Annotated in this window: 29 protein-coding genes and 1 pseudogene; 4 read left to right on the forward strand and 26 right to left on the reverse strand. The window is 49.7% G+C overall.

The window, feature by feature from the left end:
• Window positions 1–206, forward strand: a 206-nt coding sequence (locus HMPREF3047_RS01990) for a DapH/DapD/GlmU-related protein (RefSeq protein WP_283127030.1), incomplete at its 5' end; no start/stop codon positions are given.
• 81 nt (window positions 207–287) lie between these two features.
• On the opposite strand, the gene cysS is transcribed toward HMPREF3047_RS01990, so the two are convergent.
• The 20 genes and pseudogenes from cysS to rpmE form a co-directional block, all read right to left on the reverse strand.
• Window positions 288–1,709 (reverse strand): cysteine--tRNA ligase, encoded by a 1,422-nt coding sequence (gene cysS / locus HMPREF3047_RS01995; RefSeq protein WP_070712048.1) that lies wholly within the window; start codon window positions 1,707–1,709, stop codon window positions 288–290.
• Window positions 1,710–1,719: 10 nt separating this feature from the next.
• A complete protein-coding gene (locus HMPREF3047_RS02000; RefSeq protein ID WP_070712049.1) occupies window positions 1,720–2,589 on the reverse strand; it encodes an EcsC family protein in 870 nt (289 codons plus the stop codon).
• Window positions 2,590–2,649: 60 nt separating this feature from the next.
• Window positions 2,650–3,804: a GTPase ObgE gene (gene obgE, locus HMPREF3047_RS02005; protein WP_070712050.1), complete on the reverse strand. Its 1,155-nt coding sequence runs from the start codon at window positions 3,802–3,804 to the stop codon at window positions 2,650–2,652.
• A gap of 143 nt (window positions 3,805–3,947) precedes the next feature.
• A complete protein-coding gene (locus HMPREF3047_RS02010) occupies window positions 3,948–4,436 on the reverse strand; it encodes a peroxiredoxin family protein (RefSeq protein ID WP_070712051.1) in 489 nt (162 codons plus the stop codon).
• Window positions 4,433–4,816 (reverse strand): acyl-CoA thioesterase, encoded by a 384-nt coding sequence (locus HMPREF3047_RS02015; protein WP_070712052.1) that lies wholly within the window; start codon window positions 4,814–4,816, stop codon window positions 4,433–4,435. Before HMPREF3047_RS02015 ends, HMPREF3047_RS02010 begins: the two co-directional genes overlap by 4 nt.
• Window positions 4,816–5,178 carry a hypothetical protein gene (locus HMPREF3047_RS02020; RefSeq protein WP_003681812.1) on the reverse strand — a complete coding sequence of 121 codons (363 nt, stop codon included), beginning with the start codon at window positions 5,176–5,178 and terminating at the stop codon, window positions 4,816–4,818. The genes HMPREF3047_RS02015 and HMPREF3047_RS02020 overlap by 1 nt, the downstream gene beginning before the upstream one ends.
• Before the next feature lie 114 nt (window positions 5,179–5,292).
• Window positions 5,293–6,120: an MlaA family lipoprotein gene (locus HMPREF3047_RS02025; protein ID WP_070712053.1), complete on the reverse strand. Its 828-nt coding sequence runs from the start codon at window positions 6,118–6,120 to the stop codon at window positions 5,293–5,295.
• A complete protein-coding gene (locus HMPREF3047_RS02030) occupies window positions 6,117–6,395 on the reverse strand; it encodes an STAS domain-containing protein (RefSeq protein WP_036493932.1) in 279 nt (92 codons plus the stop codon). Before HMPREF3047_RS02030 ends, HMPREF3047_RS02025 begins: the two co-directional genes overlap by 4 nt.
• A 62-nt stretch (window positions 6,396–6,457) precedes the next feature.
• Window positions 6,458–7,048: an MlaC/ttg2D family ABC transporter substrate-binding protein gene (locus HMPREF3047_RS02035; protein WP_070712054.1), complete on the reverse strand. Its 591-nt coding sequence runs from the start codon at window positions 7,046–7,048 to the stop codon at window positions 6,458–6,460.
• Between the two features lie 32 nt (window positions 7,049–7,080).
• The gene (gene mlaD, locus HMPREF3047_RS02040) at window positions 7,081–7,575 is read right to left on the reverse strand and encodes an outer membrane lipid asymmetry maintenance protein MlaD (RefSeq protein WP_003748012.1); all 495 of its coding nucleotides are present in this window, start codon (window positions 7,573–7,575) and stop codon (window positions 7,081–7,083) included.
• Between the two features lie 49 nt (window positions 7,576–7,624).
• Window positions 7,625–8,401, reverse strand: coding sequence for a lipid asymmetry maintenance ABC transporter permease subunit MlaE (mlaE, locus tag HMPREF3047_RS02045; protein WP_049332872.1), 777 nt, complete (start codon window positions 8,399–8,401; stop codon window positions 7,625–7,627).
• A gap of 65 nt (window positions 8,402–8,466) precedes the next feature.
• Window positions 8,467–9,267 carry an ABC transporter ATP-binding protein gene (locus HMPREF3047_RS02050; RefSeq protein ID WP_070712055.1) on the reverse strand — a complete coding sequence of 267 codons (801 nt, stop codon included), beginning with the start codon at window positions 9,265–9,267 and terminating at the stop codon, window positions 8,467–8,469.
• Window positions 9,268–9,458: 191 nt separating this feature from the next.
• Window positions 9,459–9,665: pseudogene (locus HMPREF3047_RS11665) on the reverse strand (hypothetical protein); the annotation flags it as partial.
• Between the two features lie 117 nt (window positions 9,666–9,782).
• On the reverse strand, window positions 9,783–10,019 hold the full coding sequence (locus tag HMPREF3047_RS10865) for a YrhB domain-containing protein (RefSeq protein ID WP_083315931.1): 237 nt from the start codon (window positions 10,017–10,019) through the stop codon (window positions 9,783–9,785).
• A 264-nt stretch (window positions 10,020–10,283) separates the two neighbouring features.
• Window positions 10,284–10,718 carry a hypothetical protein gene (locus tag HMPREF3047_RS02055; RefSeq protein ID WP_283122336.1) on the reverse strand — a complete coding sequence of 145 codons (435 nt, stop codon included), beginning with the start codon at window positions 10,716–10,718 and terminating at the stop codon, window positions 10,284–10,286.
• 20 nt (window positions 10,719–10,738) lie between these two features.
• Entirely contained in the window at window positions 10,739–11,311 is a 573-nt protein-coding gene (locus tag HMPREF3047_RS11550) for a hypothetical protein (protein ID WP_283127031.1), read from the reverse strand.
• A gap of 556 nt (window positions 11,312–11,867) precedes the next feature.
• Entirely contained in the window at window positions 11,868–12,344 is a 477-nt protein-coding gene (locus tag HMPREF3047_RS02065; RefSeq protein ID WP_070712056.1) for an SMI1/KNR4 family protein, read from the reverse strand.
• 113 nt (window positions 12,345–12,457) lie between these two features.
• Window positions 12,458–13,345: a hypothetical protein gene (locus HMPREF3047_RS02070; RefSeq protein WP_225905452.1), complete on the reverse strand. Its 888-nt coding sequence runs from the start codon at window positions 13,343–13,345 to the stop codon at window positions 12,458–12,460.
• Window positions 13,346–13,493: 148 nt separating this feature from the next.
• Window positions 13,494–15,152 carry an ArnT family glycosyltransferase gene (locus tag HMPREF3047_RS02075; RefSeq protein ID WP_070712058.1) on the reverse strand — a complete coding sequence of 553 codons (1,659 nt, stop codon included), beginning with the start codon at window positions 15,150–15,152 and terminating at the stop codon, window positions 13,494–13,496.
• Between the two features lie 235 nt (window positions 15,153–15,387).
• Window positions 15,388–15,603: a 50S ribosomal protein L31 gene (gene rpmE, locus HMPREF3047_RS02080; protein WP_070583990.1), complete on the reverse strand. Its 216-nt coding sequence runs from the start codon at window positions 15,601–15,603 to the stop codon at window positions 15,388–15,390.
• A gap of 281 nt (window positions 15,604–15,884) precedes the next feature.
• Between rpmE and HMPREF3047_RS02085 the strand changes: the two genes are divergently transcribed.
• Window positions 15,885–16,418 (forward strand): acyltransferase, encoded by a 534-nt coding sequence (locus HMPREF3047_RS02085; RefSeq protein ID WP_070583988.1) that lies wholly within the window; start codon window positions 15,885–15,887, stop codon window positions 16,416–16,418.
• Between the two features lie 62 nt (window positions 16,419–16,480).
• Here HMPREF3047_RS02085 and HMPREF3047_RS02090 read toward each other — a convergent pair whose 3' ends face one another.
• From HMPREF3047_RS02090 to HMPREF3047_RS02105, 4 genes are all read right to left on the reverse strand, one after another.
• Window positions 16,481–16,945 carry a four-helix bundle copper-binding protein gene (locus HMPREF3047_RS02090; protein ID WP_070583986.1) on the reverse strand — a complete coding sequence of 155 codons (465 nt, stop codon included), beginning with the start codon at window positions 16,943–16,945 and terminating at the stop codon, window positions 16,481–16,483.
• Between the two features lie 300 nt (window positions 16,946–17,245).
• Window positions 17,246–17,674, reverse strand: coding sequence for a hypothetical protein (locus tag HMPREF3047_RS02095; protein WP_049329449.1), 429 nt, complete (start codon window positions 17,672–17,674; stop codon window positions 17,246–17,248).
• A gap of 8 nt (window positions 17,675–17,682) precedes the next feature.
• Window positions 17,683–18,198: an outer membrane protein assembly factor BamE gene (locus HMPREF3047_RS02100; protein ID WP_070461158.1), complete on the reverse strand. Its 516-nt coding sequence runs from the start codon at window positions 18,196–18,198 to the stop codon at window positions 17,683–17,685.
• Window positions 18,199–18,657: 459 nt separating this feature from the next.
• The gene (locus HMPREF3047_RS02105) at window positions 18,658–19,296 is read right to left on the reverse strand and encodes an MBL fold metallo-hydrolase (RefSeq protein WP_070583984.1); all 639 of its coding nucleotides are present in this window, start codon (window positions 19,294–19,296) and stop codon (window positions 18,658–18,660) included.
• A gap of 111 nt (window positions 19,297–19,407) precedes the next feature.
• On the opposite strand from HMPREF3047_RS02105, the gene HMPREF3047_RS02110 reads away from it, so the two are divergent.
• Window positions 19,408–20,214: a DNA ligase gene (locus HMPREF3047_RS02110; RefSeq protein ID WP_070461150.1), complete on the forward strand. Its 807-nt coding sequence runs from the start codon at window positions 19,408–19,410 to the stop codon at window positions 20,212–20,214.
• A 71-nt stretch (window positions 20,215–20,285) separates the two neighbouring features.
• On the opposite strand, the gene HMPREF3047_RS02115 is transcribed toward HMPREF3047_RS02110, so the two are convergent.
• Together HMPREF3047_RS02115 and HMPREF3047_RS02120 are read right to left on the reverse strand one after the other, a co-directional pair.
• Window positions 20,286–20,936: an HAD-IA family hydrolase gene (locus HMPREF3047_RS02115; protein ID WP_070583982.1), complete on the reverse strand. Its 651-nt coding sequence runs from the start codon at window positions 20,934–20,936 to the stop codon at window positions 20,286–20,288.
• A 10-nt stretch (window positions 20,937–20,946) separates the two neighbouring features.
• Window positions 20,947–21,933 carry an RluA family pseudouridine synthase gene (locus tag HMPREF3047_RS02120; RefSeq protein WP_070583980.1) on the reverse strand — a complete coding sequence of 329 codons (987 nt, stop codon included), beginning with the start codon at window positions 21,931–21,933 and terminating at the stop codon, window positions 20,947–20,949.
• 515 nt (window positions 21,934–22,448) lie between these two features.
• On the opposite strand from HMPREF3047_RS02120, the gene HMPREF3047_RS02125 reads away from it, so the two are divergent.
• Entirely contained in the window at window positions 22,449–25,343 is a 2,895-nt protein-coding gene (locus HMPREF3047_RS02125) for an Rne/Rng family ribonuclease (RefSeq protein WP_070712059.1), read from the forward strand.
• Window positions 25,344–25,379: the final 36 nt, after the last annotated feature.

A 25,379-nucleotide genomic window follows, 5' to 3' on the forward strand; every position in this document is an offset into this window, starting at 1 on the left:
GTTGGGGAAGGGCTTTTTTGCAAAGGTCTCCGATTGTGATTGAGGATGATGTTTGGATCGGACGGCGCGCGATTATTATGGGCGGTGTCCGAGTAGGCAAAGGAGCGGTTATCGGCGCAGGGGCTGTGGTAACTAAAGATGTGTCGCCGTATTGCGTCGCTGCTGGGAATCCTGCGGTCATCAAGAAGAACCTGTTAGAAGATTAAGTACACACATCACGGTTTTCAACCAGATATAAAAAGGTCGTCTGAAAATGTTTTCAGACGACCTTTTTATATCAAATCAAATTAGCCGCGCCGCCAAGTCGTACCACCGGCGTTGTCTTCCAGAATGATTTTGTGTTCGTTCAGAAGGTCGCGGATACGGTCGGATTCCGCCCAGTTTTTATCCGCGCGTGCCTGTTTGCGGCGGGCGATTAAGTCTTCGATTTCTTCGTTGGAGAGGCCGTCTGAAACCGCGCCGCCTTGCAGAAACTCAATCGGATCACGTTGCAACAGGCCGATGATGCCACCCAAAGCTTTCAGGCAGCCGGCAAGGTGCGCATCATTGGTTTTGTTCACTTCGCCTGCCAGCTCAAACAACACGGCAACTGCTTCGACCGTACCAAAATCGTCGTTCATGGCGGCGTAGAAGCGGCGGGTGTAGTCATTGGCGTTTTCAGATAAATCAAACTCAGCCGCCGGTGTGTTTTTCAACGTTGTGTACAGGCGTGTCAACGCACCTTTTGCGTCGTCCAAATGTGCGTCGGAGTAGTTCAACGGGCTACGGTAGTGGGCGCGCAGGATGAAGAAACGCACGACTTCGGGATCGTATTGTTTCAACACTTCGCGGATGGTGAAGAAGTTGCCCAGCGATTTGGACATTTTTTCGCCGTCCACGCGGATAAAGCCGTTGTGCAGCCAGTATTTGACGTGGCTGGCGATGCTTCGACCGTGGTGGGTTTGCGCGTGGTCGTGGCCACAGGTATGACCGCTGGCACCGACGCTTTGGGCGATTTCATTTTCATGGTGCGGGAACTGCAAGTCCGCGCCGCCGCCATGAATGTCGAAAGTATCGCCAAACAGGTTTTCACTCATGGCCGAGCATTCAATATGCCAACCCGGACGGCCGTTGCCCCAAGGGCTTTCCCATGCCGGTTCGCCTACTTTGGCCGCTTTCCACAACACAAAATCAAGCGGATCGCGTTTGAAACCGTCCACTTCCACGCGCTCGCCTGCACGCAGGTCGTCTAGCGATTTGCCCGATAATTGGCCGTAAGCGGAAAACTCGCGCACGGCGTAGTAAACGTCGCCGTTTGCGGCAGGATATGCCTTGCCGTTTTGAATCAGGGTTTCAATCATGGCAATCATCTGCGGAATGTTTTCTGTTGCCTTCGGCTCAATATCCGGACGCAACACACCCAAAGCATCGGCATCTTCGTGCATAGCCTGAATGAAACGCGCAGTCAGCTCGCCGATGGTTTCGCCGTTTTCAGCCGCACGGGCAATGATTTTGTCGTCGATGTCGGTAATGTTGCGCACATAAGTGAGCGGATAGCCGCACTCGCGCAGCCAGCGCGCAATCATGTCAAACACCACCATCACGCGGGCATGGCCGAGATGGCAGTAGTCGTAAACCGTCATGCCGCAAACGTACATACGCACGTTGGCAGGATCGATGGGGGTGAAGGGTTCTTTTTGACGGGTAAGGGTGTTGTAGATGGTTAGCATATTCAATAGGTTATTGTGATGATAATATATTTTGATGACGAATCAGATTAAACTGCTGGCGGACATGGCTTTCGCCATATTTGCTTTCTAAGCGTTTGACAATAAAATGTCCGCGAGCGATGTCTTGATAAAAATCAGTAAACATGACGTTTAGGGTTGCACCTGCAACTGCACCGATGCCAGGAACTAATTGCGCTGCCACTTTTTCGGTAAGCGGAACGCCCAAACGTGTGGCAACAGCCTGAATGATTTGAGCTAATGCTTTGCCGATAGCCGAAGTGTCAATCACTTTGGCAGTTGTACCCTGTGTCAAAACAAGTAGTTCTTTTGAGGTTACGTTCATGATTTGGCTCAATGCGATACGGCTGGCATAATAACCGCTTTCAGCGCTGTCATCATCTTTGTCTTCATTGACGGTAAAACCGAAGACGGCAATACATTCCAATTTGGTTTGGTAATCGTTGATGTTGAAACCTTCACTGCGTGCTACGTCCAAAATGGAACGCATCATAATGGCGGTGGAAATTGGCAACTCGGCTGCCAAAGCAGTGAAGCCGAAAAAACCACCAACCGCACCCGTTACGCCTGCCATTAATTTATGAGTTTTAGTAGAGGCTTCAGTTTTCTCACTATTCATAGTGGATGCACTGGCATCGAATACTTTATGCAATGCTGTCTGAATAATTTGATTAACTTTGTCTGCCGCACCTTTGGGTAGCTTGTCTAATAGGTACTCCACAGGCGAACCGACTATTGCCGTCATTTTGGCAGTTAATGACGGACTGGTCAGCAGGGCAACGGCTTGTTTCAATTCGTCAAAATCCTGTTGCATCATAGGTGTGTCGTTTGAAGAAGAAACAAATATATTTTCTGGATTCATCAAATTTTCCTTTGTTTTTATTTTTGGGTGGGATTTCACGCAGAAATGCCACCTGAAACTTTATTCAGCCTGTAAAACGTTAGTATTCGTTTTTGGCTGATTTGCCACAATTTCGGCTTTTGCCGCTGCCTGCTCCGCTTTGGCTTTTTCGGCTTCGATGCGTTTTTTCTCGGTTAGGTATTGGTTGATTTGGTGTACCAACTCCTGTGTACCTTGGTGGGTCAGAGCACTGATTTGGAAGAGGCGCGGGGTTTCCATGTCGAATTGGAAGCGGTCGTCTGGTTTGGGGTAATCCCAGCCGATGGCTTCGAGGAAGGAGGCGGTGCGTGCTTGGGCTTCTTCTTCGTCGAGCATGTCGAGTTTGTTCAGCACCAGCCAGCGCGGTTTGTCGTAGAGCTCTTCGTCGTATTTGCGCAATTCGTTGATGATGGCGAGGGCTTCTTCGGCGGGGTTGACGGCTTCGTCGAATGGGGCCAAATCGACGACGTGCAACAGCAGGCCGGTGCGCGATAAGTGTTTGAGGAAGCGGTGGCCGAGGCCTGCGCCTTCCGCTGCGCCTTCAATCAGGCCGGGGATGTCGGCCATGACGAAGCTGTGGTTTTCGTCGATGCGCACGACGCCCAAGTTTGGATGCAAGGTGGTGAAGGGGTAGTTGGCGATTTTGGGACGTGCGGCGGAGACGGCGGTAATCAGGGTGGATTTGCCGGCGTTGGGCATGCCTAACAAGCCGACATCGGCGAGGACTTTAAGCTCAAGTTGCAGGGAGCGGGTTTCGCCTTCTTCGCCGGGGGTGGATTGTTTGGGCGCGCGGTTGACGGACGATTTAAAGTGGATGTTGCCCAAGCCGCCTTTGCCGCCTTTGGCGAGGCAGACGCGCTGGCCGTGATAAGTGAGGTCGGCGACGATTTCGTCGGTGTCGAGGTCGCGGATGAGGGTGCCGACGGGCATTTTGAGGACGATGTCGTCCGCACCTGCGCCGTAGCGGTCGGAGCCGTGGCCTTTTTCGCCGTTTTTGGCTTGGTAGCGTTTGACGAAGCGGTATTCGACGAGGGTGTTGGTGTTTTCGTCGGCTTCTGCCCAAACGCTGCCGCCTTTGCCACCGTCGCCGCCGTCAGGGCCGCCGCGGGGCACGAATTTTTCGCGGCGGAAACTGGTTGCGCCATTACCGCCTTTGCCTGCGGCGACTTCGATTTTTGCTTCGTCGATAAATTTCATGATGTTCTCTTATGGGTATTCGGTTGTTTCAGACGGCCTTTGTTGATAGAGGAGCTTGGTGTCTGAACGGATAAAATGTTGCTTATTATAAAGGATATTTCGGTTTTAGGCCGTCTGAAATATGGTTTCAGACGGCCTTGGATTTATTGGGCGAGGGCTTGGTCGATTTCTTGATAGAGTTGGGAGAAATTGGGTTCGCCAACGTAGGTTTTGAGGATGTTGCCGTTTTTGTCGATCAGGACGGAAGTTGGGTAAACCTGTGTGCCAAAGGCTTTTGCGGCAGTTTTGTCGGCATCGTACATGACGGTGAAAGGCAGGCCGTATTCTTTGACGTACTGATGGACGCTCTCAATAGGGTCGATGGGCTGGGCAATGCCGAGGACTTGGAAATTTTTGCCTTGATAGTCTTGGGCGGTTTTGATGATTTTAGGCATTTCGCTCACGCAACCGGGGCAGGAGGGAAACCAGAAGTTAATGAGGGTAACTTTGTCTTTTAAATCGGCGTTGGTAATACTTTTGCCTTGCAGATCGGGCAGGGCGAAATCAGGGACGGCTTTGTTGCTGGGGATAAGGACGAAGGCAAGAAGCGCGCCAATTGTGGCAACGATGAGGAGTGTGAGTATTTTTTTCATGATGTGAGGTTTTGAATTGCGTGTGCTAAGGTTGGGGGAACGCTGATACTACGGCCGCTTTCGCTGCTTACAGGCATAAGGGTAACTTCGGCTTCGATGGCGGCTTTGCCGTTGGGTAGGGTCGCGGTTTGGCTGAGGATGATGTGGCGTGTGCCGATGTCTTTCAGACGGCCTGTAAAGGTTAAAACATCGCCTTCAAGCGACGGGCGGCGATAGCGGATGTCAACGCGTGCAACAACGAGCATGATGCCTTTGAGTTCGGACAGAAGGTCATGCTCTTGAAAAAACGTCCAGCGCGCTTCTTCGAGAAATTCAAGATAGCGCGCATTGTTGACGTGGCCGTAGCCGTCGAGGTGGTAGTTGCGGACGGTCAGTTTCATCAGTTGAGATTGATGGGTTGGAACTCTTCGCGTGCGATTGGTTCGTGTTCGAGGTCGGTAATTACGGTGGAGAGTTGGATGTCGAACCATTCGTTGAAAATGTCGGCGTCCAAATCCGGCCATTCGCTTTCGTCTTCGCACCAGTCAGCCAATTCGGCAGCAAAAATGTCTTCAAAACGCGCTTCGATTTCGTCCCATACTTCGTCGGCAGTTTCACACGGGCGAACGAGGTAGGAATTGGCATCGGCTTGGATATCTTCAAGCGTCAGACCGTCCAAGTGATTGCCGGGCAGGGATTTCAGCCAGTTCCAAAAAGGATCGAGGGGGATAAGCAGGAAGACGCTGCGGTTGACTTCGTACATGGTGTTTTCCTTGGTTTCTGTATAGTTGAATGATATAGCAAAGGTGGTGGACTGGCTATCTTTTGGGGGATAAAGGCCGTCTGAATTTCAGACGGCCTTTATTTTTTGGAACAATCAGGGATTTTCTGATGGTGTTTGATGCAGGGTTTGGGGATTGGCTGTATCGGGGATTTCTGCCGGAGCGGTTTGGGGTGCTGCTACCGGTTCGGAAGTGGTGTTACTGTCCACCAAGTCATCGATGTCGATGTTGTCGTCTTCGCTTTGAGGAAGCGTGCCGCCGGTTTGTTGGGAGCGGACTTTCATGTAAAGGTCGCGTGTGTAGCTGTATTTGTCGATGGCTGCGCCTTCGAGGCTGTCGGTCAGGTCGAGCAGTTCTTCACGGGTGTTGATGGCTTGCTGGCCGGTTGTGCCCCAGCGTCCTGCTCTGGTGTGGAAGACGGCGTTTTTAACCGGATAGACGGTGGTAACGGCGTTGCCGACGGTATCGCGTACGGTAGACGGGCCGAGTAGGGGGACAACGAAGTAGTTGCTGTTTTTCCAGCCCCATGAGGCGAAGGTGTCGCCGAGGGTGTTTTTATTGCTGGGTACGCCGCCTGCACCGGCTACGTCGATTAAACCGCCAAGGCCGAAGGTGGTGTTGATGCCGACGCGGACGAGGTCTTCGCTGGCGCGTTTGACGTCAAGGCGCAGCACGTTGCTGCCGAAGCTGACGACATCGCGCAGGTTGTTGAAGAAGTTGCTCACGCCGGTACGCACCGGTTTGGGCGTTACTTTGCGATAACCGCGTGCGACGGGGGAAAGGACGTATTTGTCTGCTTTGTCGTTGAACTTGGAAACGGTACGGTTGTAGCCTTCGTAAGGGTCGGCCGGATTGCGTTCGGCAAGTGCGGGAGCGGAGGCTATGCTGATGAGGAGGCAGAGGGAAGCGGTGGTTTTTTTCATGATTGCAACCAGTCTTTGATTTCGTAAAGTTCGGCCAGTGCGCGGACGGAATCGGGAATGTTTTGAATGGTCGGTTTTTTGTCTGTCCGGCGCAGAGCGTTGAGCAGCAGGGAAACGCAGGCTGAATCTGCTTTGCCTACTTGGCTGAAGTCTATGCTGTCTGTTTCTTTCAGACGGCATTGTTGTTCGTAGCGCGCAAAGGCGGAGGCAGTCAGGGTTTTGACGGTAACGTCGCCGCTGATGTAGAGCGTGCCGTTGCGTATTTCTGTTTGCATGGTGTCTTTATGATGTAAGGCACCATGCCGTCTGAACATCAGGCAGCATGGTGCGGGGTGGATTATTTACCGCCGTTTTTGGCTTTCAAGTCGGCAATCAGGCCGTCGATGCCTTTGGCTTTGATGGTTTCGCCGAATTGGTTGCGGTATACGGTAACCAAGCTTGCGCCTTCGACTGCGACATTGTATGCGCGGTATTTGTTGCCGCTTTGGTAAGTGGTGAAGTCCATGTTGACCGGTTTTTGGCCGGAAACATTGATTTCAGCGCGGACAACGACTTCTTTACCGCCTTTGTTTACGACAGGGTTGTCTTTGATGTTGACCTTGGCATTTTTGAATTTCAGCATGGTGCCGGAGTAGGTGCGGATCAGCAGGGTTTGGAACTCTTTGGTCAACGCTTGTTTTTGTGCGTCAGTCGCAGTACGCCATGGGTTGCCGACGGCCAAAGCGGTCATGCGTTGGAAGTCGAAGTAAGGGATGGCGTAGGCTTCGGCTTTTTGGCGTGCGGTGTTGGCATCGCCGCTGTTGAGGATTTTCAGCACTTGAACGGAGTTTTCACGGACTTGGTTGACTGCGTCGGCAGGAGAGGCAAATGCCATGCTGATGCTTAATACGCTGATGCTCAATGCGCTGATGAAAGAAGTTTTTTTCATGATAGTGTCCTGAATATTGAGTGGATATGTGTTTATTGTTTGTTTTGACCGGCAGATTCACCATCTGCGTTTTTCTCGGCAAAGCTGGTCATGAATTTGCCGATAAGGTTTTCCAAAACCATGGCGGAGCTGGTAACAGTAATGGTGTCGCCTGCCGCCAAAGAATCGGTATCGCCACCTTGTTGCAGGCCGATGTATTGTTCGCCCAACAGGCCTGAAGTCAGGATTTGTGCGGAAACGTCGCTGCTGAACTGATATTGGCTGTCCAGATTGAGGGCGACTTTTGCCTGATAGGATTTAGGGTCGAGCTGAATGGAGGCAACGCGGCCGACCAGTACGCCTGCGGATTTGACCGGAGCGTTGGTTTTCAAGCCGCCGATGTCGCTGAAATCGGCATAGACGGTGTAGGTTTGAGAGGATTTGCCGAACGATTGTCCGCCGGCGGCGCGGAAGGCGAGAAAGCCGATAGCGGCCGCGCCCAGTAAGACAAACAGTCCTACCCAAAATTCCAAAGCATTTTTTTTCATGTGCTATTGTCCTTGTTTCATTCTTTTTAAGTGTCGTTTCAGACGGCCTTTAGTCGGTAAACATCCATGCGGTCAAGATGAAGTCGACGGCGAGGATGGTCAGGGCGGAAGACACTACCGTGCGTGTACTGGCGCGCAAAATACCTTCGGAAGTCGGTACGCAGTGGAAGCCCTGATGTACGGCGATCAACGTAACGGCCACGCCGAAAGCGGCGGATTTGATTAAGCCGTTGAGGACGTCGTAATGGAAGGTAATGTTGTTTTGCATTTGCGACCAGAAAATACCACCATCCAAACCCAGCCATTCGACGCCGACCAAATACGCGCCGTAAATGCCGGCAACGTTGAAAATCGATGCCAACAAAGGCATGGAAAACACACCCGCCCAAAAGCGCGGCGCAACCACGCGCGCCACGGGGTCGACCGCCATCACGTTCATCGCTTCAAGCTGCTCGGTGGTTTTCATCAAACCGATTTCGCTGGTCATGGCACCGCCCGCACTGCTGGCAAACAGAATGGCCGCCAATACGGGACCCAATTCGCGCAACAGGGAAGCGGCAACCATATAGCCCAAAATATCGGCGGATTTGAATTTTGCCAGCTGCGTATAGCCTTGCAAGCCCAACACCATGCCGACAAATAGGCCGGAGACGGCGACAATCAGGACGGACAACACGCCTGCAAAGTAAACTTGGCGGATGCTCAGGCGCGGACGGGCAAACGCCGTGCCTGATTTGGCCAGGATCTGCAGGAAAAACAGCGTAATGCTGCCCAGCGATTGGATGAAGCCGAGGGTTTTTGCCCCGACGGAACGGATAAAATTCATAGGTTTCAGTTGATTGGTTAAATGGTTTTCAGACGGCCTGGTTTAAGTTTCAGGCCGTCTGAACATCAGCCCAGCAAGTCTTGTTTTAAAGTCGTTTGCGCCGGATAGCGGTAGGCGACGGGGCCGTCTGCCAAGCCGCCGACAAACTGGCGCACCCAAGGCGAGTCGAGTTCGCGCATTTCTTTGGGCGAGCCGGAGAACATGATTTCGCCGTGTGCCAAGAAAATGACTTGATCGACGATTTCCAGCGATTTTTCGATGTCGTGCGTTACCATCACGCTGGTGGAGCGCAGGGCTTTGTTGGCGCGGCTGATGAGGTGGGCGATAACGCCCAGCGAAATCGGGTCGAGGCCGGTGAAAGGCTCGTCGTACAACATGATTTCAGGGTCGAGCGCAATCGTACGCGCGAGGGCGACACGGCGTGACATACCGCCGGAAAGCTCGGAAGGCATCAGGTTTTCAACACCGCGCAAACCGACTGCATTCAGTTTCAACACCACCAAATCACGAATGACCGCTTCGGGCAAATCCGTCAGCTCGCGCATGGGGAAGGCGATGTTGTCGAAGACAGATAAGTCGGTGAACAATGCGCCGTGTTGGAACAAAACGCCCATACGGCGGCGGTGTTCGTATAGCTCCTGCGCCGAAAATGCGGCCAAATCGCGCCCTTCAATCAGCACTTTGCCCGATTGCGGGTGGATTTGCCCCGTAATCAGGCGCATCAGCGTGGTTTTACCGCTGCCCGAACCACCCATTACGGCGGCGAAATTGCCTTGTGGAATGCTGAAGTTGATGTTGTTCAGAATAGGACGGTCGCCATATGCGAAGGCAACGTCTTTCATTTCGATGAAGGGTGTGGAACTCATGCAGGAGAGGGGTGTCAAAAAATGTATTTTAATTACGGGTATTGTAAAGGGTATTGGATATTCGGGCAATTTTCAGACGGCCTGCGCTTAGGAATAACGGGTAAAAACGTGTGAAAGAATGCAGAAGCGTTGGTGCTACGGTCGTTTTGCAGCGTGTTGTGTTAAACATACAGACAGCTGTGTAGGTATATTTGTATAGAAATACAAAAAACAACTGAATCAAATCCAATAAAAATATTTTTATCATCAAATATCAATACTTTTTTTGGGGGGAGCTTAGACAGGAAACAGCTAATCCAATATCTATATTGAATTCTTTGTGAAAAGAAAGAATAAAACATCGATAAATTTCCTTTTCTCTCTCTTATAGAGTTATAAGGATATTTCTTTAATCTCATTATTTTGCTCTGTGCCTAAAGCGTCCTGTTGGTCCATATATTTCACCCGTTATGAGCCTATTTTCATCCATATAGTTTCAAGTTTAGTGGGATACGGACTTAGCTAATGGGCTTAAATCAACGAATAGAAGGAACTCCTCCATTTTTAGAAACAAATATAGGCCAATTTCCAATAATAGATTTGTTTATATCCATTGTTTCTAAATATTCTTTTGACTGATATGGGAAAAACCATCCATCATCATTTTCTCGTACATGAGATTCAACTATTAACAATGAAATTCCCATTTCTTGCTCTATTTGACTGAAAAAAGATACTGCGATTTTCTTTGCTTCTTGATAAGTAATTATCATGGAAATACTCCAAATTGAAAATGTTTGAAGATAGTAAAATTGACTTCTCCTCCTTTTTGTATTTGCCCATCAATATACCTTTTTGGATAATTGCGCTTTATGGCTTGCTGGTTCGATGGCGTTAAACAAAGGCTGTCTGAAACGGTTTTTCTGTTTTCAGACGGCCTCTTAGCTCAAACCTTGAGAACCGCATGCGTGCGTTCCGCACACATCCTACTTGTTGAGTTTAGATTTCATATGGGCTACGGCTTACTAATTTATGATTTATCTATATTCCTGATATCTAATAGAATTATATAAAATACCATTCTTATCAAAAATAGGTAATAATTTAATCAAATACCAGTTAACATCAACTATGTCTTTACCAAAATTTTTAATATTAATGGTGATGCTAAATGAGAATTCAAAATTAGGGAAAAATAAAACTTGTCCACCAATATTGGTGTCAGCCCATGTTATTGAAAATCCGATTACTTCATCTAAATTGCTTTTTATTCTTAAAAAATTTAAAATTTCTTTTTCTGACATAGAAGCTGAATTCCAATCATAGTCTTTATCGCCAAGTGGTAAGTAAACAAAATTTCCATCATCTAGAAAACTCCAACCTCCATACAATAAGCATTCTAGTATTTCATAACGAGAAAATTTTTTATTATTCATGGATAAATCAATATCTAAATTTACACTTCTTGACATTTTTAAATCTCCTATAACTTTTAATATTCAAAATATTTAATACCTTTTTTGTTCAAAAATTCTTTAACATGTTTGGGGATTGGTGTATTTGAATGTAATTCATATGTTGCTCCATTTTTTGTTGCAATTTTCAGTCTATCACCCATATCTGATTTAAATCTTTCGAATTTTTGAGGTGTAGAAGTGTGATCTCTCCAGAAATTACCAGATTTGGCTTCATACCAACGATTGATTGTAATAGCACCGTCAAACTCTCTCCCTCCCATTTTAAAGCTTCCATTTCCTCCATGAAATTTAACTAACCAATCTTCAAATTCTTTTCCGATTAGCCCAGATGGACCTCTGCTTAATTTCTTAATTTCTTTTTTTATTTGAGCATGTTGGTTAAAGTTGCTGTTTTTATTTCCGTTTCTTATTTCCTGAACATTTTTCTCCACCTGCTCACGAGTTGTCAATTTATTAAGCTTCCTATCAACCTCCCATCTCGGTTTTGCATCAGACACAGGCTTAGCCTTAGGCATACCGGCTCCTGATTTACCCACACTGAACAAATCTATAGAAAACTGAACATATTCCGCAGCTTGCTCCGACAACCCCAACTGCTTCAAGGTCTGGACTGTAATCGTCGGTCGTTGCTCGCTGGCTTTTTTCCGAAGTTTTTCGTCCCAGTAATGACATGATCGTAGGAAGACGTTACACCAACCAAAGCGGCGGCACAGCCTAAGCCGAAAGTCTCGGCACAAGATCCGCCTCCAGTTACACTGGAAAGCACAACCCCCAAACTGCCCGAAACGATTTCAGCTCCGGGTTTGACGTAGCGATGTAGGATGCTTTTGTCTTCCGCATCCAGCTTTTCATATTCGGCCTTTAGGTAGTCGGGCACCCAATCGGGATGTCGGTTTAGATAGCCTATGGATTCGTTTTTCAAGTCCTTAAACCGACTGTCAAAGTGTTTATCTTGGATAAATTCGGTGATGCGTCCTACATTTTGATGACATTCGGTAATTCTTCCTTTGGAACTACATTCATGCTTGACTTGCTCTTTTATGACGGAATAAATTTTAAGAGCTGTCTGTTCGTCCTTCTTTAAGGCCGCTGATTTCAGACGATCTTTTTAATTTAGTTGGGTTTTCAACTCAACCTACACACTTAATCTGAAAGTTCATATAGCATATCCAAAAAGGCATCAAAACTATCTGCAATATGGCTAGTTACCATTTTTGTATCTCCATTCTCATCTTCATAAAAATCATCATGATACATCAGAATGATACATGGATTTTCATTGCATTTTCTATAATCAAAACAGATATAATCGCCATTAGCTGAAATCCCAAAAGCAATCACTTTTTTTGCATACCCATATTCATTATCAATACATGAATAGCTATAAATATCTTCATAGCCTAAATTTTGCTTATACCCTAAAAATGAAATGTCCCTTTCATCATTTTCACCGTATTGATTGACAAAATTGAAAATATTTTCTTTAGGGTATAAATAGTCATGTTTACTAAGAAGTGATACATATGAAACAGGAAAAACGACCCCTATATCTTCAGCAAATTGTTGAATTGTTCTTATTGGAACCAATCCCTCATCTGATAATATTGATAGTTTTCTCATTTTTACTGACCTTTCTTTAACGATTTTTGACCAGTATGCCTAACAGCTTTATGAATACTATTAGGAATTAACTGCATATTATAAAGAGGCGGGCAAATATGCCCGCCTTGTTTTTAATATTTCTGCAAACCTTCTACCTTGATTTCTTTGGCATTGGCATGGATGAAGGCTTGAGTCGCTTTCATCGTGGCTTGAATACGCGGATCGTTCCAGCGCACGATTTGGTTGTTTTCATCGCGCTTGTCCGACCAGATAATCACGCCGTCGGTGTATTTTTTGCTGATTTCGAGCATTTTGCGCCAGCGGACGGGGTCGATGAACTGCTTGAAATAAGGGCTGTTGGTGGCCGAATAATATTGCGGCCAGATGTAGCCGATGATTTTTTTGTTGGGAAAGCGTTGATGAATGTCGTCAACGGCGGTTTTCACGTCTTTTTCCCATTGCACCAAATCGGGGGAAGTGATGTAGAACACAGGATTGGCATAGTCGCTGATGGCGGCGGTGGGCACGCGGCGTTTGCTGACTTGCCGCCATTTGGCCAAGATGGCTTCGTTGTCAACGTTGGGGCGGTAGTGGCGGATGCCGTGCAGGTGTTCGGAAGGCATGCCGTAGTTGCTGATGAAGGCGCGCGGGTTTTCTTCTCTGAAGATTTGGTACATCCGCGCAAAGTCGGTTCTTAATTCGTCGGGGGTCAGCAGTTGGCCGTCTTTTTCGGCAAACCAGCTTTCGATGTCGGTGGAAATGGTGCGGTAGCCTTCGCGGCGCGATTGTTTGGCCAATTCACGGATACGCGCTTCGTTGAGTACGCCGTGTTTGCGTTTGCCCGTCGGATCGGGTTTGACCAGCTCGCTTTCGTAAACCAAGAACACTTTGGAGAGTTTGTCGGCAGTAAGGTCGGGTTTGCCGACATAGTCCATGCGGTCGTAGATAATGAAATCTTTGGCATGGGCGGAGAGGGCGGTTAATAAGAGGACGAGGGGCAAAAGGCGGTTGGGTTTCATGTTTTTAGGCAGATAAGGGAAAAGGGCCATTGTACGGGAAGCGGCGTTAAAGTAAGTCAAAGGCCGTCTGAAAGGATAAAAGTTCTTTCAGACGGCCTTTTATTTGAATGTAGCAGGAATATTCAGCTTTATGGCTAGTGTCACGGATTTATTGTGCCGCAGTTTTTTCCAGTAATAGGAAAGTCTCGGCTTTGTTACGCGGTCTTGCGCCTTGCCACAAGGTTTGCCAACCCGAAGGTGCGCCGATGTTGGCGGCTTGGCGGATGAGGCGGTAGCGGCAGGACGGGTCGTCGGTCGTGGTTTTAATATGGCTGTATTGTGTCCACGCGATGCGTGTGCGCTGGTCTTGGCTGTCGATGTTGATACATTCGAGGCCGTCTGAAAGTTTCTGTTTCAATTCGGAAGAAAGCGCGGCTTCCATTTGGTGTACGACCGGCGCATGGCTTTTGGCGGCGTTGAGCCACGGTAAAAACAGGGTCATCAGCAAAGCCCAGGCCAAGGTAACGCCGGCTGCCCAGTTGGTTACGGCTTGGCGGCCACGGATGTTTTTACGCGTAATCGCCCAAAGCCATAACGGGGTAAACAGCAGGGCGACGGCCATCGGAATCGGGTCGATGTCGGGGATGTAATACGGGCTAAAATAGGCGGCGCGTTCGGCTAGTTTGGCGGGCCAGCCGTAGTTCATGGCGAAGAAGCCCAGCCACAGGAAGACGGCAATGAAACCGAATGCCATGATGCCGAACCAGTTGATAAATGCCACTGCACCGCGACGCAGGCCGTCCAGTTGTGCCGCGCCGAGTAGGGCGAGTGGCGGCAACAGCCAAACGAGGTTGTCTTGCAGGCGTTGCGGATTGATGGCGAGTAGGGCTGTCATGATAATCAGCCACGACAGGCTCAGAATGCCCCAGTTTTTATCGTGGATACGCGTGCGGCTGAGCGTCCATGCCGCCAGCGGCCAAGCAGGCAGGGCAAACCACAGCAGGTTTTTCAGATAATAGGGCAGGTTGAAGGCCGTCTGAATCTGATGGAAACCGCCGAATACGCCTAAGGAATAATGGTTGAACCAAATATCAAACCATTCGGGATGGGTTCTGGATAAAACCAGCGGATACAGAATCAGCAGGGGCAGGGAAACGACGATGGTGCCAATCAGAGTCAGCAGATAGCGTTTGCTTTGCCAAGTGGAATGGAACGACAGGGCAAGTGCCAAAAAAATCATGGCTGCGGTCAGCAGATAGCCTGAGGAGAGGGAGAGTAAAACCCAGCCGCCGCACAACAGCAAAATGGCAATAATGACGCGGCGGCGTGCCAGTGAGAAGCCGCACAGAATCAATCCAAATGCAGCAAAGACGGCCGACATGGGATTGAGGAAGTGGGCGATGGGCAGTAAACCGATGCTGCCGATAAGGATTAAGACAACACTGCGGCCATGGTGTCTGCCGAGAAAGTTGAAACCGGCAAAACCGCAGGCGGTCAGTCCGATGGCGGTGAATACCACGCCGGCAAAACGCGCGGCATCATAGGCATCGGCTGCCCAAGGTGAAAACAGGGTTTGGAATGCGGTTGCCGCCCATAAAAAAGCAGGGGAGATGGTGAAATCGGGTTGGCCGAAGATTTGTGCAATTAACAGGCTGCCGCCGTTTTTCATGGATTCGGAGGCGGTAAAGAGGGAGGGTTCGGCAGGGTTCCACAAGTCATGCGAGAACACGCCCGGCCACAGCCAGGCAAAGGCCATCAGCAGCAGAAGCCATGGTTTTTCATGGGTTTTTTGGGGGCGGCGCGGATCGGGCGGTGTGTAAGTCAGCATGGAAGGTCAAAAAACGGTTGATTTGAATAGCAATGGTACAGGGTTTGACGGGTTTGCGCGATATGCCGGACTGGAGGGCTTTGTAAAACAATGCTTACGGCTCGTTTTTATCGGGTGTTTGGAATGATATGGTATTCGGTTGACGACAAAAAGCTCAGGCCGTCTGACAGAAATATTTCAGACGGCCTGAATGCAAAAAAGACTGCACGAAGCAGTCTTTTTGACAAAGCGGCAATTAGCGTTTGAACAGGTTGCCGAATTTGTTGTTGAATTTGTCCACACGACCGGTAGTGTCGACGATTTTTTGAGTACCGGTGTAGAAAGGGTGGCACAGAGAGCAAACCTCAACGTTGAAGCTGTCTTTTTCCATTGCAGATTTGGTCACGAATTTGTTGCCGCAAGAGCAGGTAACGTCGATTTCGTGGTAGTTCGGGTGAATACCTTGTTTCATTTGATTTCCTTTCGATTAAGCGGGCACAGGGGTTTTGCCTGTACTTCAGTTAAGCGTGGAATTTTCGCTATTTTTGGCTGTTTCGTCAAGAGGATATTTTGTATGCAGGGTAGTTTCGCAACAGAAGAGAACAGTTTAGAATAGAATATCGAACCAAATATTATGCGATCAGATTGTAATCTAACTGAAAAGAGGATGTAAAACCTCCTCTAGATGTGAAACTTTAAGAAGAATAATAGTCTGAATAATATTTACGCTTGTACGAACAGGAGACGGAATCAATGTGGAAAAAGATATTGACGTGCATTTTGCGTGTTTTGGGAGGAGTGTTGCCCCCGTCTTATTGCAAACCATTCGGCAGAATTGCGCAAAAATTCCGTGTTGCTTTGGCTGCGTGTATTTCTCCAAACATCGGTAAAAACGTCAATATTGAAAAAGGCGGATACGTCTTTCCGGATACGGTAGTCGGCGACAATTCGGGTATCGGCGTAAATTGCGAAATCTGCCGCGGTTTGACCCTCGGCAAGAACGTGATGATGGGGCCGGAATGCCTGTTTTATTCGACCAACCACAAATTCAACCCTGAAACCCGCCGCTTCGAAGGTTATACAGATATCAGCCCGATTGTGATTGAAGATGATGTTTGGATTGGCCGGCGTGCGATTATCATGGGCGGCGTTACCATCGGTAAAGGCGCGGTAATTGGTGCAGGTTCGGTGGTTACCAAAGATGTGCCGCCTTATTGCGTGGCTGCGGGCAACCCTGCGATTGTTCGGAAAAAACTGCTGGATGAGCAAGAGCTTGCAGCCGAATAGCGTAAACAAAATAGCAAAATAAAAGGCCGTCTGAATTTCAGACGGCCTTTTTTCAATAGTGCTTAAGCGGCAATTTTTTCGCATTCTTTAATGCAAGCCAAGCAAGATTCGTAGCAGGCTTTGCATTCAGCGTGGTGGCCGGCGTGTTCTTTGCAGGCGGCAGCACATTGTTTGCAGGCTTCGATGCACACTTTTGCCAAAGATGGGGTCAGGCGTGAATTTTGGGCAGCGAGGTTTTGCAAGGTGCCGCACAGTGCCAACATTTGGTTAACGCCGGTTGCGCAGTCTTTCATGGAAGTATCACCGGAGCTCAACAGAGTGATGCAGTGAGTCAGGCAGATTTGACCGGCTTCAACGCAATGTGCGGCCGCTTTGCGCGCAGCTTCGTAGGCGCGCGGTGCAGAATGCGCGTGACCAGCATGACCGGCGTGGTGTGCATGACCTGCATGGTCGTGAGCACGGGCAAAAGAAGCGGCGGCGGTGAGAGAGACAGCAGCGGCGCTGCCGATAAATTGACGACGGTTCATAAGATAGAGTCCTTTTTGTGTTGTTAAATAATATTACGAATGATTAAGTCTATTCGATAACAAGAGGTTAACATATTCTTTGTTTGTAAACAATAAAGGCTGCCTGAACTTTTAGGCGGACTTTCTTTTAGATTTACGCGTTAGGTTGATAGAGTTTTCTTTTTCTGAATCAGCAGCCTCAACGAAGTTGCCGTGCCATCAAGACTGTATCAGTATAGCCAGTCATAAAGGTTTTACGAATAAAAAGAAAAGGCCGTCTGAAAAATTTTCAGACGGCCTTTATTCAAACTAAAGCCTACATCAGATGACTTCTAAAATGAAATACTGACGCAGTTTTTCGTACACATTATTCTGTACGTTGATACAACCATTGGTTATGATGCGGTCGGCCACATGAGGGGAGACGATGCGTTCCATGCGTCTTTCCTGTGGCTTGAGCGTCCATACCCTGTGTAACGCAAACAGAAAGTCATTTTCTTCTTTGAAGCCGATAACCTCGCCACCGTAACCCGGTTTGCTGGTCATCATCGGCGTCATATTGAATTTGCCTTTCGGCGTGGTCTTGCCAATCAGTACCGGATGGCACTGACCGTCGTCGGCAAAGCAAAGCTCCGCCTTAGCTGTATTGACCACAACTTTTTTACGCTGGATATAGTCGCTGACAGCATCGGCAGCGGCCAAAGAATTCAGACCTGCTGCCAAGGCTATACCCAATAGGATCCGTTTCAAATTTGTCCTTATTGACGGATGCGGTTAGGAGCTTCTTTAATGATCTCGCGGATGATCACTTGAGGCTCTTGTTTAGGTGTAGGTGCTGGAGGAGGACATACGGCATCTTTAGGGAATACTGGATTCCAGAAGAAGCTGCGTGCAAATTTGTCTTTGTCGTAGATCACTTTGTATTGGCAAGTAGTGATGCCTTCAACGCCAGAAGTGTTTTCAGGGTCAACGCCTACGCCTGGGGTGTAGAAGTGGAACAGGTAGTCCCATTCACGCACGCCAACCATGCCTTCGTCGTAGTGAGGACGGCCGAGGATTTTGTAGATGTCGTCTTTGGTTAGACCAGGACGCATTTGATCCAGCTCGTCAAAAGTCGGGAATGTACCGCGGTCTTTGTTGAAGGTCAGGGAGTAAGGTTTAGGGAAGCGTGGCTCGTCTGTAGTGCCTTCAGGAGTGATTTTGCTCTTAGTAGCACAGGCGGCCAGCAGGCCGGTAGCCAGCAGGACGAAACCTACTTTTGCGATTTTTTTCATTTGATAATCCTTTTATTGATTTTACCGGCCGAACTTTTCAGACGGCCTGTTAGTGCCGGCAGCGAGTTTGCCGGTTTACCCAAATAATGTTGTGCTTCTTAAAGATGTACCCGACGGTTTGACAAACAGAACATCGGCACATTCCGGCAGGGCATTGCGCCTCATCTCCGTTGTATTCGCCTGAATCGGCAGAGCCGTTCAGACGGCCTGACTGACATTTATTGTCACTTTGTAACAATTTCACTTCGAGTAAGGCTTGGGGTTTAGAGATGTCCGGTTTTCGATAAATCAGGTTGTATTGCGTAATACCTTGTTATCTTTGTGCTTTAGTTCTTTTTGGCATTTGCCGGAGATTAGGTACTTAATCTTTCGGGTGTTATCCCTGCAAATTGTATGCCAGTTTTCTTTTATACGCATAATCTGAGTATGCCAAAATGTTGGCTTTATACAAAATTCATATTAGCGAACCAGAAACGGATTGTACCTTTTCTCATGCCCGATACTGGTCATACGGCCGTGTCCGGCTATAACTTGCGTGGTTTCGGGCAGGGTTAATAGTTTAGCGCAGATATTGTTTATGAGATCATCATGATTGCCGCGTGGAAAATCTGTGCGACCGACAGTCTCATAAAATAAAACATCGCCTGCGACTAAAAGTTCATTTTCGGCGTTGTAAAAAACGACTTGGCCGGGAGTGTGGCCGGGAATGTGGAGGACTTGGAAGCTGTGATTGCCGACCTTGAGCGTTTCCCCTTCTTCCAGCCAGCATGTCGGCGTGAATGACGGAGAAACAGGGAAGCCGTATTGCGCCGTCGTTTGCGGAAGGGCTTGGAGCAGGAATTCGTCGTCTTTGTGCGGGCCGAGAACGGGTACGTCGCAGGTTTTCAAAAGCTCAACCACGCCGCCTGCGTGGTCAAGATGGCCGTGGGTCAGCCAAATGGCGGTCAGCTTGAGGCCTTTGTTTTGGACTTGTTGCAATAAATAGGGTACGTCGCCGCCGACATCGGTCAAAACGGCTTCTTTGGTTTCGTCATCCCAAATCAGCGTGCAGTTTTGACGGAAAGGGGTAACGGCGTTGATTTCAAATTGGAGTGCCATGGGTGTTCCTGGGAAAGGCTTATTTAATGTTGTTTACGTTTCAGACGGTCTTTTGTTATTATGCACATATAATAAAAAGCAAGTCTGGAAAAGTGTCTTATGAATAATGTAATGCGAACCATGATACCGATTTTTGCGGCTTCTTTCATCTCTGCGGCGTTTGGTGCAGATTTGTTGTTGGCGCAGGAATATAAAAATCAAGATATTGCCGGTTGGGCCATGAGTGAAAAGTTGGATGGCGTACGCGCGTATTGGGACGGCAGGCAGCTGGTCAGTCGTCAGGGTTATGCGTTTACACCGCCCAAAGGTTTTACAGCAGGTTTTCCGCCGTTTCCGATGGATGGTGAGTTGTACAGCGGACGAGGGCGGTTTGAGCAAATTTCCGCGACGGTGCGTTCTGCCTCGGGAACTTGGGACGGCATCCGCTTGCATGTTTTTGATGTGCCACAGGCGCAGGGTAATCTGTATCAGCGTCTGGAAACGGCTTCGAAATGGCTGAAATCACACCCGTCGGCACGGTTTACGGTTATTCCGCAAGTCAAGGTGCGCGACAAACAGCATGCTTTGGATTTTTTGAAACAAGTTGAAGCGCTGGGTGGGGAAGGGGTGATGCTGCGTCAACCTGAAGCCCGTTATGCAAGCGGTAGAAATGGGCAGCTGTTGAAGCTGAAAAGTGAATATGATGATGAATGTACGGTAACGCGTCATTATGAGGGCAAAGGGCGCAATGTCGGGCGTTTGGGTGCGGTAGGATGCAAAAACCAATATGGCGAGTTTCGTATCGGCAGCGGTTTTAAGGATAAAGACCGCGACCATCCGCCGAAAATCGGTGCGCTGATTACTTACCGTTATCGTGGTTTTACGCAAAAGGGAACGCCGAAATTTGCAACATTTGTCAGGGTGCGCTCAGATCGATAAAACAAATTAAAGGCCGTCTGAAAGTAGGTTTCAGACGGCCTTTAATATAGATGTTGCATAACCTTTTATGCTTATAAGGTTTCCAATACATCAGGCAATTCGGCCAAGCTGTTGAGCATGGCAACATGGGGCATGGAGGAAAGCTGTTTGGCAGTGTGTGCGCCGGTGGTGACGGCGATGGCGCGGATTTTGGCGTTGGCGGCCATTTCTAGGTCGTGGGTGGTGTCGCCGACGACGACGGCCTCTTCCGGTTCAACACCCAGTCGGTCGCAGAGGGCGAGTACCATATCGGGCGCAGGTTTGGACGGATATTCGCTGGTGCAGGCGGTTTCCAGCCAAAAGGCTTGGGTGTCGGTTTGTGCGATGGCTTTGTCTAAGCCGCTTCGGCCTTTGCCGGTGGCGACGGCAAGCCAATATCCTTGTTGCTTCAGGCGTTGCAGGCAGGGCAGGGCTTCGGGGAACAGGGTCATGTTGCGGTTGTTGGGATTGAGGTAGTGCGCGGCATAGGTCTCAATCAGGGTCTCCTGAACGTGTTCGCTGACGTTGTGGGCAAGGCGGCGAATGATGCCGGACAGGCTGTATCCGATGAGCGGACGGATTTGGTCGACTTCGGGAACGGGTAGGCCGCAATCGGCAAAGCTTTGCTGAAAGGTGTGGATGATGGGGTTGGTGGTGTCGGCAAGTGTGCCGTCCCAGTCGAAAATAATGAGTTTGGGTTTCATGGGTTTCCTTTCAGACGGCCTTTTCCTGATTTTCCAACATTAAAACAAATTGCGCCAATTCTTGCGGCAGGGGGGCTTTCAGGATCAGTTTTTCGCCGGTCAGCGGATGGGCAAGGTGCAGCTCGGAGGCGTGCAGGAACATTCTTTTCAAACCGAGTTTCTGCAGGCGTTTGTTGGCTTGATAGTCGCCGTAGCGTTCGTCGCCGGCAATGGGGCAGTCTTGAGATTGCAGGTGGACGCGGATTTGGTGGGTACGGCCGGTTTTCAGTGTGGCTTCGACAAAGGTCAGGTCGGATAGGCCGACTTGGTGCAAAAGGCCGTCTGAAAAACGGTTTAACACGCGGAAGATGGTGTGGGCGGATTGGCCGTCTTCGCTGACGCGCACCATTTTTTCGCCTTGTGCGCCGGTGTATTTGAACAGGGGGAGCTTGACGTGGACGCGGTCGTTCGGCAGCCTGCCGACACCCAGCGCGAGATAGATTTTTTTCGGATGGTCGTTGCGGATGGCTTCGTGCAGTTTCACCAAGGCGCTGCGTTTTTTGGCAATCATCAAAAGGCCGCTGGTGTCTTTGTCGAGGCGGTGGACGAGTTCGAGATAACGCGCTTCGGGACGGGCGCGGCGGATTTGTTCGATGACGCCGAAACTCACGCCGCTGCCGCCGTGGACGGCAACGCCGGACGGTTTGTTGATGACCAAAAGCGCATCGTCTTCATAAACGATGTCAAATTCGCGCGCAGGCGCGGCCTGGCTTTCAGACGGCCTTTGTTTTTCGGCGATGCGTATCGGCGGAATGCGGACGGTATCGCCTGCCTGAATGCGGTTGTCGGGTTTGCAGCGTTTTTTGTTCAGCCGCACTTCGCCGGCGCGGATAATGCGGTGGATATGGCTTTTCGGGACGCCTTTGAGGATTTTTATCAGATAGTTATCAAGGCGTTGGCCTTCCTCGTGTTCGGCAACGGCAATCAGGCTGACTGAATCTTTGCGTATTGCGTGCATTTTCTCTATAATCCCAAACGTCCGTTTCGGGACTTGAACCTGCCATCGCATGCCGTCTGAAACGGATTTATTGTTAAAACGAGATTTTATATTAAAAACGCACTCCGCAAAGCATTTCCTTGTGTTTGTTCAAAGCCGGCAAACGCAATCCCGTAATTAAGTTTGAATTGAACCTGCCGTCCGGCCGGGCGTAAGACGCAGTCCGCGCAGCACCGTCCGAAATTACCGGCGCTACGATAATAAGAAGATGTAGGCTGCCTTAATTTTGTCCGAAGCATCAGCGTTCGGACGGCAGCGGAACCATCAACCTTTCCGCCGCATTGTTCTTTATTTCCTTCTTTATCCGAATCCGTCCGCACATGGCTTGAGCTCAAGCATGCAACCTTGCGGATTTCAAATCAAATACTGGTTACACGGGGATTTTCCCATCTCGCCTTTGAAGAGTGCCAACCGGACAGACAGGCCGTCTGAAAAAGATATTCACAAATCAAACGGCCGCTGTTCACGAGGTGACTATGAAAAGAATGTTATTCAACGCAACGCAGGCCGAAGAGTTGCGCGTTGCTATTGTCGATGGCCAAAACCTTTTGGACTTGGACATCGAAACGCTGGGTAAAGAACAGCGTAAAGGCAATATCTACAAAGGTATCATTACCCGCATCGAGCCGTCGCTGGAAGCGTGTTTCGTCGATTACGGAACCGACCGCCACGGCTTTTTGCCGTTTAAGGAAGTATCGCGTTCATATTTCCGCGACTACGAAGGCGGCAGGGCGCGTATTCAGGACGTGCTCAAAGAAGGCATGGAAGTTATCGTCCAAGTCGAAAAAGACGAACGCGGCAACAAAGGCGCGGCGCTGACCACCTTCATCAGCCTGGCCGGCCGCTATTTGGTATTGATGCCGAACAACCCGCGCGGCGGCGGCGTATCCCGCCGTATCGAAGGCGAAGAGCGTCAAGAGTTGAAAGCCGCCATGGCCGAACTCGATATTCCAAACGGCATGAGCATCATTGCCCGTACTGCCGGCATCGGCCGCAGCGCGGAAGAGTTGGAATGGGATTTGAACTACCTCAAGCAACTCTGGCAAGCCATTGAAGAAGCAGGCAAAGCGCATCATGACCCTTACCTGCTCTTTATGGAAAGCTCGCTGCTGATTCGTGCGATTCGCGACTATTTCCGTCCCGACATCGGCGAAATTCTGGTGGACAATCAAGAAGTTTACGACCAAGTTGCCGAGTTCATGAGCTATGTCATGCCGAGCAATGTAGGCCGTCTGAAACTCTATCAAGACCACACGCCGCTGTTCTCCCGCTTCCAAATTGAACACCAAATCGAAAGCGCGTTCTCACGCAGCGTCAGCCTGCCTTCCGGTGGCGCGATTGTGATCGATCACACCGAAGCCCTGGTTTCCATCGACGTCAACTCTGCGCGCGCCACACGCGGCTCGGACATCGAAGACACCGCGTTCAAAACCAATATGGAAGCCGCCGAAGAGGTTGCCCGCCAAATGCGCCTGCGCGACTTGGGCGGTTTGGTCGTCATCGATTTCATCGACATGGAAAACCCCAAGCACCAGCGCGATGTTGAAAACGTCCTGCGCGACGCGCTCAAAAAAGACCGCGCCCGCGTGCAAATGGGCAAACTTTCGCGTTTCGGCCTTTTGGAATTGAGCCGTCAACGTTTGAAACCGGCTTTGGGCGAAAGCAGCCATGTTGCGTGTCCGCGCTGTGCCGGTACCGGCGTCATCCGCGGCATCGAATCCACCGCCCTGCACGTTTTGCGCATCATTCAAGAAGAAGCAATGAAAGACAACACCGGTGAAGTACACGCACAAGTGCCTGTCGATGTTGCTACCTTCCTGTTGAACGAAAAACGCGCCGAGCTGTTTGCGATGGAAGAGCGTTTGGATGTGAACGTCGTCCTGATTCCAAATATCCACTTGGAAAATCCGCACTACGAAATCAACCGCATCCGCATTGATGACGTAGAAGAAGATGGCGAACCGAGCTACAAACGCGTCGCCGAGCCGGAAGAAGACGAATCCGCCAAACCTTTCGGCAGCGAAAAAGCCAAAGCTTCCCGTCCTGAGCCAGCTGTCAAAGGCGTGCGCCATACCCAGCCTGCACCGACTGTTGCCCCTGAGAAAAAAGCCTCTTGGTGGGACAGCTTCAAAGCTTGGTTGAAACGCATTTTCGGCGGTGAGCCTGCACCTGCCGCAGTTGCTCAAGAGCCTGCCGAAAAACGCACTACAACCAACCGCAGCCAAAACAGCAACCGCCGTTCAAACAGCCGCCGTCAAAATCCACGCCGCAACAACAAAAACGACGGCAGCAAAGTCGAAGTGCGCGAAGTGAATGCCGAAGCTGTCGACAGCAAGTTTGAAGAAAACAAATCAAACGAAAGCCGCAACGACGAGCGTAAAGACACCCGCCGCAACCGCAACCGTAACAACCGCCGAGATGATCGCAACAACGAGCGCAACAACGAGCGCAACCGTGTTGAGGAAGTGGTTGAAGACGTAAATGTTCAAGAAGTGGCTGCACTGGCTGAGATGCCGTCTGAAAACCAAGCGGAACAAAACGGCAATAAACGCCGCCGCAACAACAGTCGCAACGAGCGCAACCGTAATCAATCTGCGGAAAACCGTGTTGAGGACGTGAACGTTCAAGCCGATGGCGAACAGGCGCAAGTTGAAACGGACGACAATGCCCGCAGCGAAGAGGGTGTGAAAAACAACGGCCGTCAAGGACGTGAACGCAACAACCGTCAGCGCAACAATCGCAACGACCGCCGTTCCAACAGCAAAAAACGCAATATCCCGTCTTCAGCAAAAATCGAGCAATACCTGAACATTACCGATACCGCCGACAAAGTCCTCTTTGCCGTAGCGCATGTTTTGGGTTTGAATGAAACGGTTGAAGCTGCAAATGCGACATTGTCTTCTGAAAGCGATCAAGCCGAGCCGCTGGTGATTGTAGTATCCGAGCCTGAAGTGACCAGCGCAGAGCCATTCGTATTTGCGATTGAAAGCGAAGACGAGCCTGCCGTAGCGCAAACTGAAGGCGCTGATGCCGAACAAGCCCTGCTTGCATCTGCGGTCAGCAACGTCAAAGAAGCCATTTCTGCGGTATTGTCTCCGAATGCAACGGCTACTGTTACACCGGTTGAAGCACCAGCCGAAACTGTTGCCACACAAACTGAAACCGTAGCCGAAGCAGCGCCTGTTGCAATCGTTGTGCCTGAGAGCTTGGGCGATTTGATCTTCGTTGAAACTGATCCGCAAGCCGTTGCCGCTTTTGCCGCACAGCCACAACCTGAACCGGTTGCTAAAACACGCCGTTCGGATGTGCCTAAAGTAGAAGTGGAAGACGTAGCAGTCGAAATGATTTTGGTGGAAACACGCAAAGATTAAGATTGGTTTTCCAGTTAAAAGCCCGATGTTGAACGC

It is taken from the genome of Neisseria sp. HMSC075C10, from assembly GCF_001815615.1.
Classification (GTDB): Bacteria; Pseudomonadota; Gammaproteobacteria; order Burkholderiales; family Neisseriaceae; genus Neisseria; species Neisseria subflava_A.

What these genes read in the sequence shown, in the direction of transcription:
- HMPREF3047_RS02090 (WP_070583986.1), bottom strand. Translation starts at nt 16,945, where the DNA reads ATGAACCGTCGTCAATTTATCGGCAGCGCCGCTGCTGTCTCTCTCACC.
- obgE (WP_070712050.1), bottom strand. Translation starts at nt 3,804, where the DNA reads ATGAAATTTATCGACGAAGCAAAAATCGAAGTCGCCGCAGGCAAAGGC.
- HMPREF3047_RS02085 (WP_070583988.1), top strand. Translation starts at nt 15,885, where the DNA reads ATGTGGAAAAAGATATTGACGTGCATTTTGCGTGTTTTGGGAGGAGTG.
- HMPREF3047_RS02035 (WP_070712054.1), bottom strand. Translation starts at nt 7,048, where the DNA reads ATGAAAAAAACTTCTTTCATCAGCGCATTGAGCATCAGCGTATTAAGC.
- rpmE (WP_070583990.1), bottom strand. Translation starts at nt 15,603, where the DNA reads ATGAAACAAGGTATTCACCCGAACTACCACGAAATCGACGTTACCTGC.
- cysS (WP_070712048.1), bottom strand. Translation starts at nt 1,709, where the DNA reads ATGCTAACCATCTACAACACCCTTACCCGTCAAAAAGAACCCTTCACC.
- HMPREF3047_RS02065 (WP_070712056.1), bottom strand. Translation starts at nt 12,344, where the DNA reads ATGAGAAAACTATCAATATTATCAGATGAGGGATTGGTTCCAATAAGA.
- HMPREF3047_RS02015 (WP_070712052.1), bottom strand. Translation starts at nt 4,816, where the DNA reads ATGAAACTGACCGTCCGCAACTACCACCTCGACGGCTACGGCCACGTC.
- HMPREF3047_RS02075 (WP_070712058.1), bottom strand. Translation starts at nt 15,152, where the DNA reads ATGCTGACTTACACACCGCCCGATCCGCGCCGCCCCCAAAAAACCCAT.
- HMPREF3047_RS02125 (WP_070712059.1), top strand. Translation starts at nt 22,449, where the DNA reads ATGAAAAGAATGTTATTCAACGCAACGCAGGCCGAAGAGTTGCGCGTT.
- HMPREF3047_RS02025 (WP_070712053.1), bottom strand. Translation starts at nt 6,120, where the DNA reads ATGAAAAAAACCACCGCTTCCCTCTGCCTCCTCATCAGCATAGCCTCC.
- HMPREF3047_RS02020 (WP_003681812.1), bottom strand. Translation starts at nt 5,178, where the DNA reads ATGTACGAAGTCAACCGCAGCGTCTTCCTGCTTATCCCCCTCGATCCT.
- mlaD (WP_003748012.1), bottom strand. Translation starts at nt 7,575, where the DNA reads ATGAAAAAAAATGCTTTGGAATTTTGGGTAGGACTGTTTGTCTTACTG.
- HMPREF3047_RS02105 (WP_070583984.1), bottom strand. Translation starts at nt 19,296, where the DNA reads ATGGCACTCCAATTTGAAATCAACGCCGTTACCCCTTTCCGTCAAAAC.
- HMPREF3047_RS02010 (WP_070712051.1), bottom strand. Translation starts at nt 4,436, where the DNA reads ATGAAAAAAATACTCACACTCCTCATCGTTGCCACAATTGGCGCGCTT.
- HMPREF3047_RS10865 (WP_083315931.1), bottom strand. Translation starts at nt 10,019, where the DNA reads ATGATAATTACTTATCAAGAAGCAAAGAAAATCGCAGTATCTTTTTTC.
- HMPREF3047_RS02120 (WP_070583980.1), bottom strand. Translation starts at nt 21,933, where the DNA reads ATGCACGCAATACGCAAAGATTCAGTCAGCCTGATTGCCGTTGCCGAA.
- HMPREF3047_RS02050 (WP_070712055.1), bottom strand. Translation starts at nt 9,267, where the DNA reads ATGAGTTCCACACCCTTCATCGAAATGAAAGACGTTGCCTTCGCATAT.
- HMPREF3047_RS02070 (WP_225905452.1), bottom strand. Translation starts at nt 13,345, where the DNA reads ATGAAACCCAACCGCCTTTTGCCCCTCGTCCTCTTATTAACCGCCCTC.
- HMPREF3047_RS02110 (WP_070461150.1), top strand. Translation starts at nt 19,408, where the DNA reads ATGCGAACCATGATACCGATTTTTGCGGCTTCTTTCATCTCTGCGGCG.
- HMPREF3047_RS02030 (WP_036493932.1), bottom strand. Translation starts at nt 6,395, where the DNA reads ATGCAAACAGAAATACGCAACGGCACGCTCTACATCAGCGGCGACGTT.
- HMPREF3047_RS02000 (WP_070712049.1), bottom strand. Translation starts at nt 2,589, where the DNA reads ATGAATCCAGAAAATATATTTGTTTCTTCTTCAAACGACACACCTATG.
- HMPREF3047_RS02055 (WP_283122336.1), bottom strand. Translation starts at nt 10,718, where the DNA reads ATGTCAAGAAGTGTAAATTTAGATATTGATTTATCCATGAATAATAAA.
- HMPREF3047_RS02100 (WP_070461158.1), bottom strand. Translation starts at nt 18,198, where the DNA reads ATGAAAAAAATCGCAAAAGTAGGTTTCGTCCTGCTGGCTACCGGCCTG.
- HMPREF3047_RS02115 (WP_070583982.1), bottom strand. Translation starts at nt 20,936, where the DNA reads ATGAAACCCAAACTCATTATTTTCGACTGGGACGGCACACTTGCCGAC.
- mlaE (WP_049332872.1), bottom strand. Translation starts at nt 8,401, where the DNA reads ATGAATTTTATCCGTTCCGTCGGGGCAAAAACCCTCGGCTTCATCCAA.